Annotated in this window: 14 protein-coding genes; 5 read left to right on the top strand and 9 right to left on the bottom strand. The window is 61.0% G+C overall.

All coding sequences use genetic code 11. The features are described 5' to 3' along the window. Window positions 1-23 precede the first annotated feature (23 nt). Window positions 24-1100 (bottom strand): 23S rRNA (cytidine(2498)-2'-O)-methyltransferase RlmM, encoded by a 1077-nt coding sequence (gene rlmM / locus J1G33_RS19050; protein ID WP_032877225.1) that lies wholly within the window; start codon window positions 1098-1100, stop codon window positions 24-26. A 196-nt stretch (window positions 1101-1296) separates the two neighbouring features. Between rlmM and acnA the strand changes: the two genes are divergently transcribed. Next, window positions 1297-4038 (top strand): aconitate hydratase AcnA, encoded by a 2742-nt coding sequence (gene acnA, locus J1G33_RS19045; RefSeq protein ID WP_223018543.1) that lies wholly within the window; start codon window positions 1297-1299, stop codon window positions 4036-4038. Window positions 4039-4175: 137 nt separating this feature from the next. On the opposite strand, the gene J1G33_RS19040 is transcribed toward acnA, so the two are convergent. Next, window positions 4176-5114 carry an aspartyl/asparaginyl beta-hydroxylase domain-containing protein gene (locus tag J1G33_RS19040; RefSeq protein WP_032877227.1) on the bottom strand — a complete coding sequence of 313 codons (939 nt, stop codon included), beginning with the start codon at window positions 5112-5114 and terminating at the stop codon, window positions 4176-4178. A gap of 153 nt (window positions 5115-5267) precedes the next feature. After that, entirely contained in the window at window positions 5268-6242 is a 975-nt protein-coding gene (gene cysK, locus J1G33_RS19035) for a cysteine synthase A (RefSeq protein WP_032877228.1), read from the bottom strand. 125 nt (window positions 6243-6367) lie between these two features. Here cysK and J1G33_RS19030 point away from each other — a divergent pair, with 125 nt between their 5' ends. The 3 genes from J1G33_RS19030 to J1G33_RS19020 all read left to right on the top strand — a co-directional run bounded on the left by J1G33_RS19030 (window position 6368) and on the right by J1G33_RS19020 (window position 9567). Then, the gene (locus tag J1G33_RS19030) at window positions 6368-7444 is read left to right on the top strand and encodes a DUF748 domain-containing protein (RefSeq protein WP_043046513.1); all 1077 of its coding nucleotides are present in this window, start codon (window positions 6368-6370) and stop codon (window positions 7442-7444) included. A 99-nt stretch (window positions 7445-7543) separates the two neighbouring features. After that, window positions 7544-8389, top strand: a complete 846-nt coding sequence (locus J1G33_RS19025; RefSeq protein WP_003210690.1) for a MoxR family ATPase — start codon at window positions 7544-7546, stop codon at window positions 8387-8389. Next, complete coding sequence (locus J1G33_RS19020) at window positions 8389-9567, top strand: VWA domain-containing protein (RefSeq protein WP_003189625.1); 1179 nt, start codon at window positions 8389-8391, stop codon at window positions 9565-9567. The genes J1G33_RS19025 and J1G33_RS19020 overlap by 1 nt, the downstream gene beginning before the upstream one ends. A gap of 108 nt (window positions 9568-9675) precedes the next feature. Here J1G33_RS19020 and J1G33_RS19015 read toward each other — a convergent pair whose 3' ends face one another. The 3 genes from J1G33_RS19015 to J1G33_RS19005 are packed head-to-tail and all read right to left on the bottom strand — an operon-like array spanning window position 9676 to window position 12028. Continuing rightward, window positions 9676-10590 carry a biotin-dependent carboxyltransferase family protein gene (locus J1G33_RS19015; protein ID WP_148852356.1) on the bottom strand — a complete coding sequence of 305 codons (915 nt, stop codon included), beginning with the start codon at window positions 10588-10590 and terminating at the stop codon, window positions 9676-9678. Further along, window positions 10587-11291: a 5-oxoprolinase subunit PxpB gene (gene pxpB / locus J1G33_RS19010; protein ID WP_223018542.1), complete on the bottom strand. Its 705-nt coding sequence runs from the start codon at window positions 11289-11291 to the stop codon at window positions 10587-10589. The genes J1G33_RS19015 and pxpB overlap by 4 nt, the downstream gene beginning before the upstream one ends. Then, window positions 11288-12028 (bottom strand): 5-oxoprolinase subunit PxpA, encoded by a 741-nt coding sequence (locus tag J1G33_RS19005; protein ID WP_032877232.1) that lies wholly within the window; start codon window positions 12026-12028, stop codon window positions 11288-11290. The genes pxpB and J1G33_RS19005 overlap by 4 nt, the downstream gene beginning before the upstream one ends. A gap of 175 nt (window positions 12029-12203) precedes the next feature. On the opposite strand from J1G33_RS19005, the gene J1G33_RS19000 reads away from it, so the two are divergent. Next, on the top strand, window positions 12204-13124 hold the full coding sequence (locus J1G33_RS19000; protein ID WP_005786115.1) for a LysR family transcriptional regulator: 921 nt from the start codon (window positions 12204-12206) through the stop codon (window positions 13122-13124). A gap of 113 nt (window positions 13125-13237) precedes the next feature. On the opposite strand, the gene J1G33_RS18995 is transcribed toward J1G33_RS19000, so the two are convergent. Genes J1G33_RS18995 through J1G33_RS18985 form a run of 3 tightly spaced genes read right to left on the bottom strand, consistent with a single transcriptional unit; the run spans window position 13238 to window position 15127 of the window. Further along, window positions 13238-13780: a DUF2937 family protein gene (locus J1G33_RS18995; protein ID WP_005786113.1), complete on the bottom strand. Its 543-nt coding sequence runs from the start codon at window positions 13778-13780 to the stop codon at window positions 13238-13240. Window positions 13781-13790: 10 nt separating this feature from the next. After that, window positions 13791-14567, bottom strand: a complete 777-nt coding sequence (locus tag J1G33_RS18990) for a class II glutamine amidotransferase (protein ID WP_032877233.1) — start codon at window positions 14565-14567, stop codon at window positions 13791-13793. Between the two features lie 32 nt (window positions 14568-14599). After that, window positions 14600-15127: an MFS transporter gene (locus J1G33_RS18985; protein WP_032877234.1), complete on the bottom strand. Its 528-nt coding sequence runs from the start codon at window positions 15125-15127 to the stop codon at window positions 14600-14602. Window positions 15128-15142: the final 15 nt, after the last annotated feature.

Genomic DNA, 15142 nt, shown 5'->3' with positions numbered 1-15142 from the left:
CAAGGCAGCTCCCACAATTAATATCAGCGGCTTTTGGATTTCTTTACGTCTATCAGACGACGCAAGTGGCACGTCACTTCCTCTCGGTCGTGGTACAGCTGCTTGCAACCGATTTCCACCCGTATGCCACGCGCCTTGAAGCCCTCTTCGATGCGTTCGAGCAGGCGCTTCACTTCGGCGTAACGCTGCTTCATCGGCAACTTCAGGTTGACCACCGCCTCACGGCAATGCCCCTCGCCGATCCAGGTTTCCAGCAGCGCCGCGTTGCGCGCAGGCTTCTCGACGATATCGCAGACCATCCAGTCCACCGGCTGCTTGGGCACAAAGGTGAAGCCGTCAGCCATCAAGTGTTGCACCAGGCCGGTGTCCATCAGGCTTTCGGCCATGGGGCCGTTGTCGATGGCGGTGACCAGCATGCCACGGTTGACCAGTTGCCAGGTCCAACCGCCCGGCGCTGCGCCGAGGTCGACGCCGGTCATATCACCGTGCAGGCGCTCGTCCCACTGGTCACGGGGGATAAAGTGATGCCAGGCCTCTTCCAGCTTCAAGGTCGAGCGGCTGGGCGCGTCACGCGGGAACTTGAGGCGCGGGATGCCCATCGGCCACATTGCCGAGTTGTTCGACTCGGCCAGCCCCATGAACACTTCGCGGCCGCTCTTGAAGGTCAGCAACAGGCGCGGCTTGCTCGGGTCGTCCACCAGCTTGCCGGCGCCCAGCAGGGCTTTGCGCAGGTGCACTTCGAATTTTTTGCAAAAGTTGGAGAGTTCCTTGCCGTCATTGGTGTCGACCATTTCCAACCACAGGCTGCCGCACACCGGGAAGTCGCGCAGGTGGGTAAGGATCACGCTGATGCGGTCGGTTTCCGGCAGGTCGATAAACACCCCGCGTGCCCACTGCCTTGGGAAGATCAGCTCGGCGAAGCGCTGGCCGTGCATCAAGCGCTGGGCGCCGTCTTCTTCCGTGCAGACAAATTCGGCGCAGGCGCTGCCGGTCTTGGCCTTGGCGTAGCCGGACACGTTCAGGCGCGCGGCGTGTTCCGCGATCTCGGAACAGACTTCGCCTTCAAAACCCGGGCGGCAGTGCATAAAAAGGGTGTTCATCTACTCTCCTGGTGAATCAACTGACCTTGCGCTATCGCAATGCCTGTCATGAAAACGCGCGCATGATAGCCGAGTTCGGAACCTTGGGCTCGGCGATAGAGTCCAGTTATTAGCCTGCTAATGAAAACAGCGCTAACGTGTTAGCTCTGTTCGTCCCGCCAGGTCCGTGGCCGTGCGGACCATAAGGAGTCATGTAATGTCATCCCTTGATAGCCTGAGAACCCTTAAGACACTGCAAATAGACAGCAAGACCTACCACTACTTCAGCCTGCCCGAAGCCGCCAAGAGCCTGGGTGATCTGGACAAGCTGCCGATGTCGCTCAAGGTACTGCTGGAAAACCTGCTGCGCTGGGAAGATGCCAAGACCGTTACCGGCACCGACCTCAAAGCCATCGCCGCCTGGCTCAAAGAGCGCCAGTCGGACCGCGAGATTCAGTATCGCCCCGCCCGCGTGCTGATGCAGGACTTTACCGGGGTGCCCGCGGTGGTCGACCTGGCCGCCATGCGCGCCGCCGTGGCCAAGGCCGGCGGTGACCCGCAGCGCATCAACCCGCTGTCGCCGGTGGACCTGGTGATCGACCACTCGGTGATGGTCGACAAGTTCGGTACCACCAGCGCCTTTGAGCAGAACGTTGACATCGAAATGCAGCGCAACGGCGAACGCTACGCCTTCCTGCGCTGGGGCCAGAGCGCCTTTGACAACTTCAGCGTCGTGCCACCTGGCACCGGCATCTGTCACCAGGTGAACCTGGAATACCTGGGCCGCACCGTGTGGACCAAGGACGAAGACGGCCGCACGTACGCCTTCCCCGACACCCTGGTCGGCACCGACTCCCATACCACCATGATCAACGGCCTCGGCGTACTCGGCTGGGGCGTGGGTGGGATCGAAGCCGAAGCGGCCATGCTCGGCCAGCCGGTGTCGATGCTGATTCCGGAGGTCATCGGCTTCAAGCTCACCGGCAAGCTCAAGGAAGGCATCACCGCCACCGACCTGGTGCTCACCGTTACACAAATGCTGCGCAAGAAAGGCGTAGTGGGCAAGTTCGTCGAGTTCTACGGCGACGGCCTGGCCGACCTGCCCCTGGCCGACCGCGCCACCATCGCCAACATGGCGCCGGAGTACGGCGCTACCTGTGGCTTTTTCCCAGTGGATGAGGTGACGCTGGACTACCTGCGCCTGTCCGGCCGCCCGGCTGAGACGGTCAAACTGGTGGAGGCCTACACCAAGGCCCAGGGCCTGTGGCGCAACGCCGGCCAGGAACCGGTGTTCACCGACACCCTGGCCCTGGACATGGGCAGCGTCGAAGCCAGCCTCGCCGGGCCCAAGCGCCCCCAAGACCGGGTATCCCTGCCGAATGTCGGCCAAGCGTTCAGCGACTTCCTCGACCTGCAATTCAAACCCACCAGCAAGGAAGAAGGCCGCCTGGAAAGTGAAGGCGGTGGCGGCGTGGCCGTGGGCAACGCCGATCTGGTCGGTGAGGCCGATTATGAATACGAAGGCAACACCTATCGCCTGAAAAACGGCGCGGTGGTGATCGCCGCCATCACCTCCTGCACCAACACCTCCAACCCCAGCGTAATGATGGCGGCCGGGTTGGTGGCGAAAAAGGCCGTGGAAAAGGGCCTGACCCGCAAACCTTGGGTCAAGACCTCGCTGGCCCCAGGCTCCAAGGTGGTCACCGATTATTACAAGGCCGCGGGCCTCACCCAGTACCTCGACAAGCTCGGTTTTGACCTGGTGGGCTACGGCTGCACCACCTGTATCGGTAACTCCGGGCCGTTGCCCGAGCCTATCGAAAAAGCCATCCAGAAGGCCGACCTCGCTGTGGCCTCGGTGCTGTCGGGTAACCGCAACTTCGAAGGCCGCGTGCACCCGCTGGTGAAAACCAACTGGCTGGCTTCGCCGCCCCTGGTAGTCGCCTATGCGTTGGCCGGCACTGTGCGCATCGACATCAGCAGCGAGCCGCTGGGTAACGATCAGAACGGAAACCCGGTGTACCTGAAGGACATATGGCCCAGCAGCCAGGAGATCGCCGACGCGGTGGCCCAGGTCAGCACCAGCATGTTCCACAAGGAATACGCCGAGGTGTTCGCCGGTGACGAGCAATGGCAGGCGATTGAAGTGCCGCAGGCAGCGACCTACGTGTGGCAAAAGGACTCCACCTACATCCAGCACCCACCGTTCTTCGATGACATTGCCGGCCCGCTGCCGGTGATCAAGGACGTCAAGGGCGCCAACATCCTGGCCCTGCTCGGTGATTCGGTGACCACCGACCACATCTCCCCTGCCGGCAATATCAAGACCGACAGCCCGGCCGGACGCTACCTGCGCGAGCAAGGGGTGGAACCGCGTGACTTCAACTCCTACGGCTCGCGCCGGGGCAACCATGAAGTGATGATGCGCGGCACCTTTGCCAACATCCGTATCCGCAATGAAATGCTGGGCGGCGAGGAAGGCGGCAACACGTTGTATATCCCCACCGGGGAAAAAATGGCGATCTACGATGCATCCATGAAGTACCAGGCTTCCGGCACGCCGCTGGTGGTGATCGCAGGCCAGGAATACGGCACCGGTTCCAGCCGCGACTGGGCGGCCAAGGGTACCAACCTGCTGGGGGTCAAGGCGGTGATCGCCGAGAGTTTCGAGCGTATCCACCGCTCCAACCTGGTGGGCATGGGCGTGTTGCCGTTGCAGTTCAAGCTGGACCAGAACCGCAAGACGCTCAAGCTCACCGGCAAGGAGAAGATCGACATCCTCGGGCTGACCGATGCCGAGGTCGAACCGCGCATGAACCTGACGTTGATGATCACTCGGGAAGATGGCAGCAGCGAGAAGGTTGAGGTGCTGTGCCGGATTGATACCTTGAATGAAGTGGAGTACTTCAAAGCGGGTGGGATCTTGCACTACGTATTGCGGCAGTTGATCGCGTCATAAGCAACACTGCAAACCAATGTGGGAGGGGGCTTGCTCCCGATGGCGGTATGCCAGGTTAAATATCTATACCTGATCCACCGCTATCGGGAGCAAGCCCCCTCCCACATTTGGCTGCATTTCAAGTCAAGAAATCACAATCAGCCGAACAACCACTTCCACAACAGCACCAACACCACCACCGCCAGCACCGGCCGCGCAATGCGGTACGCCTTGGGATGCTTGCGCTTCCACTGCTTGACCTGGCCACTGAACTTGTCGCTGAAGGTCTTGCTCCAGGCATAGGCCTGGTTGATGCCGCCCACGCGTTCGTCGTCAAGGTTCTGCGGCGCAGTAGCACGGCCCAGTTGCTTGCTGACCCAGCGGTTGACGCGGGTCATCACACGGTTGCTCAACGGCCGTTCGATGTCGCAGAACAGGATCACGCGGGTCTGCTCGGTTTCGTTCTTCACCCAGTGCACGTAGGTTTCGTCGAACATCACGTCTTCACCGTCGCGCCAGGCGTAGACCTGGCCGTCGACGAAGATGCGGCAGTCGTCAGAGTTCGGCGTGGACAGCCCCAGGTGATAACGCAACGAACCGGCGAAGGGGTCGCGGTGCGGGTTGAGGTGGCTGCCGCCCGGCAACAGCGCGAACATCGCGCCCTTGACGTTGGGGATGCTGCTCACCAGCGCCACGGTCTTGGGGCACAACGCCTCGGCCGATGGCAGGGGTTTGTCGTACCACTTGAGGTAGAAGCGCTTCCAGCCTTTCTTGAAGAACGAACCGAAACCGGCGTCGTTGTTCTTTTCGGCGGCGCGGATGTAGCCCTCGTCGAACAGGTGCATGGCCTCTTCGCGGATCACTTCCCAGTTGTCCTTGAGCACGTCCAGTTCCGGGAACTTGCTGCGGTCCAGGTACGGCTTGGACGGCACCGCGGAAAACAGGTACATCAAGGCGTTATACGGGGCGAACAGCGCCGAATGGTTGACGAACTGGCGCAGCATCGGCAAACGGGCCTTGCCACGCAGGTGCACATACAGCGTGCTGCCGATAAACAGCAGCAACACCGACAGTTTGGCGGCCAAAGAAAAGGTCATGCAGCAACTCCTGGAAATAAGCGCCTGGCCGGCAAACTTGCGTCAACGGGAAACCAGACGTAACAGCCGGCCATGATAAACACTTGAGCCATTATGCAGAAGGCCCACGCCGACCGGATGACTTACATCAACCTTGTGGGACCGCTTTGAAGATCAGGCCTGGTTTTCCTGGTCGGTAAACACATCGCTGAACAACATGCTCGACAGGTAGCGCTCGCCGGAGTCCGGCAAAATCACCACGATGGTCTTGCCTTGCATTTCCGGCTTCTCGGCCAGGCGTACTGCCACAGCCATGGCGGCACCGCAGGAGATACCGCACAAGATACCCTCTTCCTGCATCAGGCGCAGGGCCATGGCCTTGGACTCTTCGTCGGTCGCCAACTCCACGCGGTCGACCATCGACAGATCGAGGTTTTTTGGCACAAACCCGGCGCCGATACCCTGGATCTTGTGGGGGCTGGGCTTGATTTCTTCCCCCGCCAAGGCCTGGGTGATCACCGGGGAAACCATGGGTTCCACGGCCACCGACAGGATCGGCTTGCCCGCAGTGTTCTTGATATAGCGTGACACCCCGGTGATGGTGCCGCCGGTCCCCACGCCCGCCACCAGCACATCCACGGCGCCGTCGGTGTCGTTCCAGATTTCCGGGCCGGTGGTTTTCTCATGGATCGCAGGGTTGGCCGGGTTTTCGAACTGGGCCGGCATAAAGTAGGTGGTCGGGTCGCCGGCGAGGATTTCACCGGCCTTTTCGATGGCGCCCTTCATGCCCTTGGCCGGCTCGGTCAGCACCAGCTCGGCGCCCAGGGCCTTGAGCACTTTGCGGCGCTCAAGGCTCATGGACGCCGGCATGGTCAGCAGCAATTTATAGCCACGGGCCGCCGCGACAAACGCCAGGCCGATACCGGTATTGCCGGAAGTCGGCTCGACAATGGTCATGCCTGGCTTGAGCTTGCCGCTGCTTTCGGCATCCCAGATCATGCTTGCGCCAATGCGGCACTTCACTGAATAACTCGGGTTACGCCCTTCGATCTTGGCCAGAATCGTCACGCCACGCGGTGCGATGCGGTTGATCTGAACCAGGGGCGTGTTACCGATGGAATGCGCGTTGTCTGCAAAGATACGGCTCATGAGGGATCCTGTTGGCGACTTTGAAGAAGGTCCCAAGGGTATGCCTCGTTCTCCAGGGCGTCCAGACGGGGGAACGTTGCGTTCATCAGAACAGTCAATCTCCTACAAGCAAGGAGAACTGCCCCATGAAACGTCGTTACAGTTGGCCGTTAGGGACAATCGCCGCTCTGGTGCTGGTCCTGATTGCCTTGAATATCGCGCTGCCCTACCTGGTGCGCAATTACCTGAACGAGAAACTCGCCAACATGGGCGATTACCGCGGCGAAATCGCCGATGTGGACCTGGCCCTGTGGCGCGGCGCCTACCGGATCAACGGCTTGCAAATCGTCAAGGTGGACGGCAAGGTCCCGGTGCCGTTCGTGAAGGCGCCGCTGATCGAGTTCGCCGTGAGCTGGCATTCACTCTGGTACGACCACGCCGTAGTGGCCGAGGGGCATTTTGTGCGTCCGCAGATCAACTTCGTCGATGGCGGCGCCAACAAGCAGGCGTCCCAGACGGGTAAAGGCACCGACTGGCAGGAACAACTGCGCAAGTTGCTGCCGATCACCCTCAATGAAGTGCGCATCGAAGACGGCGAGATTGCCTTCCATAACTTCAGCTCCAAGCCCCGGGTCAATATCAACGCCACTGGGGTCAACGCCAGCTTCTACAACCTGACCAATGTGGTGGATGTCAAAGGCAAGCGCGACGCCCGCTTCGAAGGCAAGGCACTGCTGCAAGGCCAGGCGCCGCTGGAGGCCAATGCCACCTTTGATCCGCTGAGCGATTTCGAAGAATTCGAGTTCCGCTTCCGCGCCCGCGACCTGCAACTCAAGCGCATGAACGACTTTGCATCGGCCTATGGCAAGTTCGACTTCAAGGCCGGCACGGGCGACGTGGTGATCGAAGCCCAGGCTGAAAATGGCCGACTCACCGGCTACATCAAGCCGCTGCTGCGTGACGTAGAGGTGTTTGACTGGCAACAAGATGTTGAAAACAAGGACAAGAATATCTTCCGCTCAATCTGGGAGGCCGTGGTCGGAGCCAGCGAGACGGTGCTGAAAAACCAGCGCAAAAACCAGTTCGCCACCCGTGTGGAGCTCAGCGGTAGCGTGCACCAGCAGAATGTCAGTGCGTTTTCTGCGGTGATCGCAATTCTGCGCAATGGGTTTATCCAGGCGTTCAATGCCCGGTATGAACAACCCAAGCCATCGGCGGATTGAGCCTGACCCGCCATTCAGAGACTGAATGCCCCGTCTGCGTTCACAGTCGCCGGGGCTGCGGGGTATAGTCGGGGCATTGATGAATCCGAGGAATGACCGATGAAGTTCGAAGGCACCCAGGCCTATGTGGCTACCGATGACCTGAAACTGGCCGTCAACGCCGCCATCACCCTGGAGCGGCCATTGCTGGTCAAGGGCGAACCGGGCACTGGCAAGACCATGCTTGCCGAGCAACTGGCCGAGTCCTTCGGCGCCAAGTTGATCACCTGGCACATCAAGTCCACCACCAAGGCGCATCAGGGCCTCTACGAGTACGACGCAGTGAGCCGCCTGCGCGACTCGCAGCTGGGCGTGGACAAGGTCCACGATGTGCGCAATTACCTGAAAAAGGGCAAGCTCTGGGAAGCCTTCGAGTCCGAGGAGCGGGTGATCCTGCTGATCGACGAAATCGACAAGGCCGACATCGAGTTCCCCAACGACCTGTTGCAGGAACTCGACAAAATGGAGTTCTACGTCTACGAAATCGACGAGACCATCAAGGCCAAGAAGCGCCCGATCATCATCATTACCTCCAACAACGAAAAAGAGCTGCCGGATGCATTCCTGCGCCGCTGCTTCTTCCACTACATCGCCTTCCCCGACCGCACCACCCTGCAAAAAATCGTGGATGTGCACTACCCGGACATCAAGAAAGACCTAGTCAGCGAAGCGCTGGACGTGTTCTTCGATGTGCGTAAGGTTCCGGGCCTGAAGAAGAAGCCTTCCACGTCCGAACTGGTCGACTGGCTCAAGCTGCTGATGGCCGACAATATTGGCGAAGCGGTACTGCGCGAGCGTGACCCGACCAAGGCCATCCCACCGCTGGCCGGCGCTTTGGTGAAAAACGAGCAGGATGTGCAATTGCTGGAACGGCTGGCGTTCATGAGCCGCCGCGGTAATCGCTGATGCTGCTCAACCTGTTCAATGAAATGCGTGCGGCCAAGGTGCCGGTGTCGGTGCGCGAGCTGCTGGACCTGATCAACGCGCTGAAACAGCGCGTGACCTTCGCTGACATGGACGAGTTCTACTACTTGGCCCGAGCGATACTGGTCAAGGACGAGCGGCATTTCGACAAGTTCGACCGTGCCTTCGGTGCCTATTTCAATGGCCTGGAAAAACTCGATGACCATTTGCAGGCGCTGATCCCCGAAGAGTGGCTGCGCAAGGAATTCGAACGTTCCCTGAGCGATGAAGAACGCGCGCAGATCCAGTCCCTCGGCGGCCTCGACAAGCTGATCGAGGAATTCAAGAAGCGCCTGGAAGAACAGAAAGAACGCCATGCCGGCGGCAACAAATGGATCGGCACCGGCGGCACCAGCCCGTTCGGTTCCGGTGGCTACAACCCCGAAGGCATTCGTGTCGGTGACGCCGGCAAGCGCCAGGGCAAGGCGGTGAAAGTCTGGGATCAGCGCGAGTACAAAAACCTCGACGATCAGGTGGAACTGGGCACGCGCAACATCAAGATCGCCCTGCGCCGCCTGCGCAAGTTTGCACGTCAGGGTGCGGCCGAAGAGCTGGATATCGACGGCACCATCGACCACACCGCACGCGATGCTGGGCTGCTGAATATCCAGATGCGCCCCGAGCGGCGCAACACCATCAAGCTGTTGTTGCTGTTCGACATTGGTGGTTCGATGGATGCCCACGTGAAAATCTGCGAAGAGCTGTTCTCGGCGTGCAAGACCGAGTTCAAGCACCTGGAGTACTTCTACTTCCATAACTTTGTGTACGAGTCAGTGTGGAAGAACAACCAGCGTCGCACTTCGGAGCGCACGTCCACCCAGGACCTGCTGCACAAGTACGGCGCCGACTACAAAGTGATCTTCATCGGCGATGCGGCCATGGCGCCCTATGAAATCACCCAGGCCGGCGGCAGCGTCGAGCACTGGAACGAGGAGCCGGGGTATGTGTGGATGCAGCGCTTCATGGCCAAGTACAAGAAGCTGATATGGATTAACCCCTACCCGAAAGATACCTGGGGCTATACGGCCTCGACGGGGATTGTGCGGGAGTTGGTGGAGGACCAGATGTACCCGCTGACGCTGCGCGGGCTGGAAGAAGGTATGCGTTTTCTCTCGAAATAGGCGGTGTTTTGACCGGCCTCATCGCAGGCAAGCCAGCTCCCACATGTTGACTGCATTTCAAGGTTGGAATGCAGTCAACATGTGGGAGCTGGCTTGCCTGCGATGCTTTTAGCGATCGGCAAACCGCTGCAAAAACTTGGTGTGCTGCCGATGCGCCGCCTCCTGCACCACCGGTGCCAACCGCACCTTCTCCCCCGGCAAACACTGCGCCAGCCGCGCCAAGGATAGAGGCGTCAACGCGCCCAACCGCGGATAACCGCCGATCGTCTGCCGGTCATTGAGCAACACAATCGGCTGCCCATCCGGGGGCACCTGGATCGCGCCCAACGGAATCCCTTCGGAAATCAACGACGGCCCCTGGTACTGCAACGGCGTGCCGAGCAAGCGCATACCCATGCGGTCGGCGCGGCTGTCCAGCGCCCATTCGGTGTTGAAGGCGTCGAATAAACTCTGCCCGCTGAACTGGCCGATCTGCGCGCCGATAATCACGTCCAGTGAGGCACCGGATTGCAACTCCGGCTTGGCCAGCACCTTCATTGCACCGCCCGTACCGGAATAAGCCAACCGCCCGCCTTCAGCCAATGCCTTGCCGAAACCGTCCACCCCGCCCAACGCTTCGCGCACGACCGTGGCACAACTGCCAAGTACAGCCGGGGCATCGAACCCACCGGGCGCCGCCAGATAAGCGCGTGCCCCATTGAACGGCTGGGTAAAGCGCAGTCGCTGGCCCTTTTGCAGGATAAAACTGCGACCGGGGCTAATGGCGCGCTCATCGATATAGGCGCCCAGGTCTGCACCGGCCAGTGCCAGCAGGCAATAATCCTCGGCCTGCACGGTGAAACCACCCAGGGTGATCTCCACCACCGGCGCATCCAGGGCATTGCCCAAGAGCCAGTTAGCCCAGGACATCGACACCCAGTCCAGTGCGCCGCCCTGGGTTACACCCAGGTGGCGCACGCCAAAACGCCCGGCGTCCTGCAACAGGCACAGCGGCGTGCTGGCCTCGATCATCAAGCGGCTCATGCCAGCGCCTCCAACGGCGTGTCATCGCCACCCAGGTTGACGAATTCGGTGTGGCTGACCGGGGCGAAGCGCACCGTGTCGCCGGGCTGCATCAGGCTGTAGCCGTCGCGCTCACGGTCGAAGAGTTTGGCCGGGGTGCGGCCGATCAGGTTCCAGCCGCCCGGGGACACCACCGGGTACGCAGCAGTTTGCCGTTCGGCAATGCCGACGCTGCCAGCGGCCACGCGTTTGCGCGGCGTGTTGAGGCGCGGTGTGGCGAGGCTTTCATCCACCAGGCCCATAAAGGCAAAACCCGGCGCGAAACCAAGGGCGAAAACCTGGTATTCATGGGCGCTGTGGCGGCGGATCACGTCCTCTACCGTCAGCCCGCTGCGCTGGGACAACGGGGTCAACTCCGGGCCGACGCTCAGGTCGTACCACACCGGCAGCACGTGGCACTGGCCGCTGCCCTGGGCCTGGGGTTGCAGGTCCGTGAGCGCAAGGTCGATCAGCTCCCGAGCCTGTGTCGGGGTCAGCTCCCTGAGGTCGTAATGCACCATCAAGGTGGTGTAGGACGGCACCAGATCCACCAGCGCCGTGCCGAACTCTGCGCGCAAACGCTGCGTGGCAGCGAGCATCCACGGCATGTTGGCCTCGGCAATCACCTCAAACAGACGCACCATCAGGCAGTCGATGGCCACCACTTCAATGCGTGGCTTCATGCTGTATGCAACGCTTGGCGGATACGCTGCACCGCGGCCACCGAGCTGGCGTTGTCGCCATGCACGCACAAGGTATCGGCCTGCAAGGCCAACGGGCTGCCGTCGCTGGCGACCAATGCCGCGCCACGGGAAATGGTCAGGGCCTGCTGCACGATAGTGTCGCTGTCGTGGTGCACCGCGCCGGGCAACTGGCGGGAAACCAGATGGCCCTTGCTGTCGTAGGCGCGATCGGCAAAGGCTTCGAACCACAGGGTCACACCGTATTCGTCACCCACAGCTTGGGCGGCGCTGTTGTCACGGGTAGCCAGCAGCATCAGCGGCAGGTCGCCGTAGGCGGCCACGGCCTGGATCACCGCACGCAACTGCGCGGGGTTGGCCATCATGTCGTTGTACATCGCACCGTGGGGTTTCACGTAGCTGACGCGTCCGCCCTGGACCCGGCAGATGCCGTCCAGCGCACCGATCTGGTAATGCAACAGATCCTGGATTTCCTGCGGCGTGTAGTTCATTGACCGTCGGCCAAAGCCTTGCAGGTCTTGATAGGCCGGGTGAGCGCCCACTTGCACGCCATGCTTGAACGCCAGGCTGACGGTCTTGCGCATGATGCTCGGGTCGCCAGCATGGAAACCGCAGGCCACGTTGGCGCAATCAATGAACGGCATGACTTCGGCGTCCAGACCCATGGTCCAGTTGCCAAAGCTTTCGCCAATGTCGCAGTTCAGTAGCAGGCGGCTCACGGTGGTCGCTCCTGTAGGTTTTGTTTTTTTGTAGTGTGGGATTTATTACACAGAACTCGCAACTTGTCCTGGCACCCCAACGACGCTTATCGTGGAACGGCTCGATTTTTGGCGCTTGCCCGGTGCGACGTCCAACTAATAAAAACCGATCCATGCATAAGAAAAAGTTGATCCCATGAATTTGAAGTTCCTCGAAACCTTCGTCTGGGTGGCCAAGCTCAAGAGCTTTCGCCTGACTGCCGAGAAGCTGTTCACCACCCAGGCCTCTATTTCCAGCCGCATCGCCGTGCTCGAAAGCGAGCTGGGGGTGAAGCTGTTCCTGCGTGACTCCCGGGGCGTGAGCCTGACCCCGGAAGGCTTGAAGGTGCTCGATTATGCCGAGCAAATGATGGTGACCATGCAGGGTTTGAAACAGTCCCTGGAGACCACCAGCAGCAAGGTCGGACGCATTCGGATCGGCGCGATGGACACGGTGATCCACACCTGGCTCAGCCCGCTGGTGGCAGAACTGATGAAGCTGTTCCCGCTGGTGGAAATCGAGCTGGTCGCCGATACCGCGCTGAACCTCAGCGATCAGTTGCAAAAAGGTTTTCTCGACCTGATCCTGCAAACTGACCTGCTGCGCCTGGAAACCGTGCGCAGCCTGGAACTGGCCAGCCATCCCATGGCCTGGATCGTCGCCAGCCACTCGATTTACAACCGTGACTACGCCTCCCTCGCCGAACTGGCTCAGGAGCGCATCATCACCTACTCGAAAAACTCCCACCCGCATCAGGACGTGCTGAGTCTGATGCAGGCCAACGGCGTGGCCGCGCCCAGAATGAACTGTGTGAACTCGGTGTCGGCGATTACGCGATTATTGCGTGACGGCTTCGGCATCGGTGCCCTGCCGCCGGTGCTGGTCAGTGAAGAGCTGGCGCGGGGGGAATTAGTGATGCTGCCGATGGCACAGCGCCTGCCGAACTTGCAGGTGGTGGTGTCATGGCGTGTGGGGGTGGAGTTGGTGGAGGAGATTGTGGGGTTGTGCCAGAAGGTGGTGGCGCGCTATGCCGAGGAAGTCGGTGCAGAACGCATGCAACTGCATAAACCCGATTAAAACTGTGGGAGCTGGCTTGCCTGCGATAGCGGTGGGCCAACGCGCACATCTGTGACTGGACCACCGCTATCGCAGGCAAGCCAGCTCCCACATTGGACCGAGTCGGCCCTGACTTATAGGCCCTTCAAGTCCCGCTCTTCGATCGGCCGGCTCTGGCGTAAGCGCCGGCCACCCAGCACTACCCAGTCGATCAGGCGATACAGGCACTCGATGCCGAACGACAACAGCATCGCCCCGCCCAAGCCCCAGCCCATGGCTTCGGGCGTCAGCAGAATCTGGTAGCTGTAGCCATTCCAGGTTTCCAGGCGGATATCCGGGTCGGCGGCTACGGCCACTTGCAGGGCGCGGATGTACCACGGGCCTTGCATGGCCTGGAATTGCTTGTCCAACTCAAGCTGGCGATCAAGCATCGCGCCCAGGCTGCTGGCGTCGCTCTGGAAAACCGGGTCATCGCTGGCGCGGTAATGCGCCACCAGCGCTTGCATGTCCCCGTTGAAGAACTGCTGCGCGGTCGACTCAAAGCCGCGCAAGCCAGTCTGCGCCTCGATCAGGTGGGCTTCGACGCGCTTGGCGTAATCGTTGATAAACCCCGGCACTTGCACGCCGACCAACAAGCCAATGGCAAACAGCACCAACCGCAGATAGCTGAGCAACATGGTCGATTCCTTATTCGGTAACGCCCTGGCTGACGCATTCACCGCGTCGCCACAGGCTCCATTGGCCCGGTTCATAGCGGGTCCAGTTTTCGTTGTCGGTCAAAGGCTCGGTGGCGATGACGGTTACCACGTCATTGGGCGTCGTTTCGGCCTGAAAATCGACGATCACGTCGACATCTTTCAAGCGTGCGGGGCCAAACGGCGCGCGCCGGGTAATCTGCGCCAGTTTGGTCGAGCAGTAGCAAAACAGCCAGTCGCCGTCGCTGAGCAAGCAGTTGAACACGCCCTTGCTGCGGTATTCGGCGCAGGCGGCGATCAGGTCCGGCAGCACTTGCTCGATGTCCACAGGCTCAGGGAAGGCTTCGCGCACGCGGTTGAGCAGGTCACAGAAGGCCGCTTCGCTGTCGGTATCGCCGACCGGGCGGTAAAACGTGGCGCGCGGGTGGAAGTCGGCCAACTGGCCGTTATGGGCAAAACACCAGTTGCGGCCCCACAGCTCACGCACGAACGGATGGGTATTGGCCAGGCTGACCTTGCCCACATTGGCCTGGCGGATATGGCCGATCACCACTTCGCTCTTGATCGGATAGCGCTGCACCAACAGCGCCACTTCAGACTCACTGCTCGCGGCCGGGTCCTGGAACAGGCGCAGGCCACGGCCTTCATAGAAGGCGATGCCCCAACCGTCGCGGTGCGGGCCGGTACGCCCACCGCGCTGCATCAGCCCGGTAAAGCTGAACACGATATCGGTGGGGACGTTGGCACTCATGCCCAATAATTCACACATGCCAGGGCTCTCGCTGCAGGGGCAGTCTACGTTTAAAGGCGCGGCTCGACCCGCATACCACCAGCAGGCGCCGGGCGACGGAACGGTTCGTCGTCTTCCGGCTCGGCGGCCAAGGCGGCATCTGCAGCAGCCTTGCGCTCACGGCGAGCGCTGGCCGCGCGTTCGATGGGCCAGCGGATCAGCACAAACACGATGTACAGGGCAAACACGATCATCGTGTACATGAACAGATCGGAGATCGCCCGCCAGGCGTTGTTGCCGACCTTGAGCACCAGGTCCAGGGCGGTAATGGCCACGGCCGGCGCAAACTGGGTCTTGACCGGGTCGACGATGGTCGGGCTCAGTAACAGCACCGCCATCAGCAATTGCAGCGGCTCGCGCAGCCAGCGCCAGACCCAGCGGGTCATGCGCCACCACACTAACAGGCAGCCCAAAGCGGCGAAGGCGTAGAGGCCCCAAGCGGTCAGATAGTCGTTCTCGGTCATGGTGTCCATGGCAAGGCTGGCAAAGAGGCGGCTATGATAACGGCTTTTGCGTGTCGCGGCTGCAATGCCGGCCACCGTCCGCCAGATAGG

Origin of the sequence: Pseudomonas sp. P867 (assembly GCF_019891455.1) — a bacterium.
Lineage (GTDB): Bacteria > Pseudomonadota > Gammaproteobacteria > Pseudomonadales > Pseudomonadaceae > Aquipseudomonas > Aquipseudomonas synxantha_A.
The sequence above is the reverse complement of the archived record's forward strand: the minus strand, read 5'-3'. Positions and strand labels throughout refer to the sequence as shown.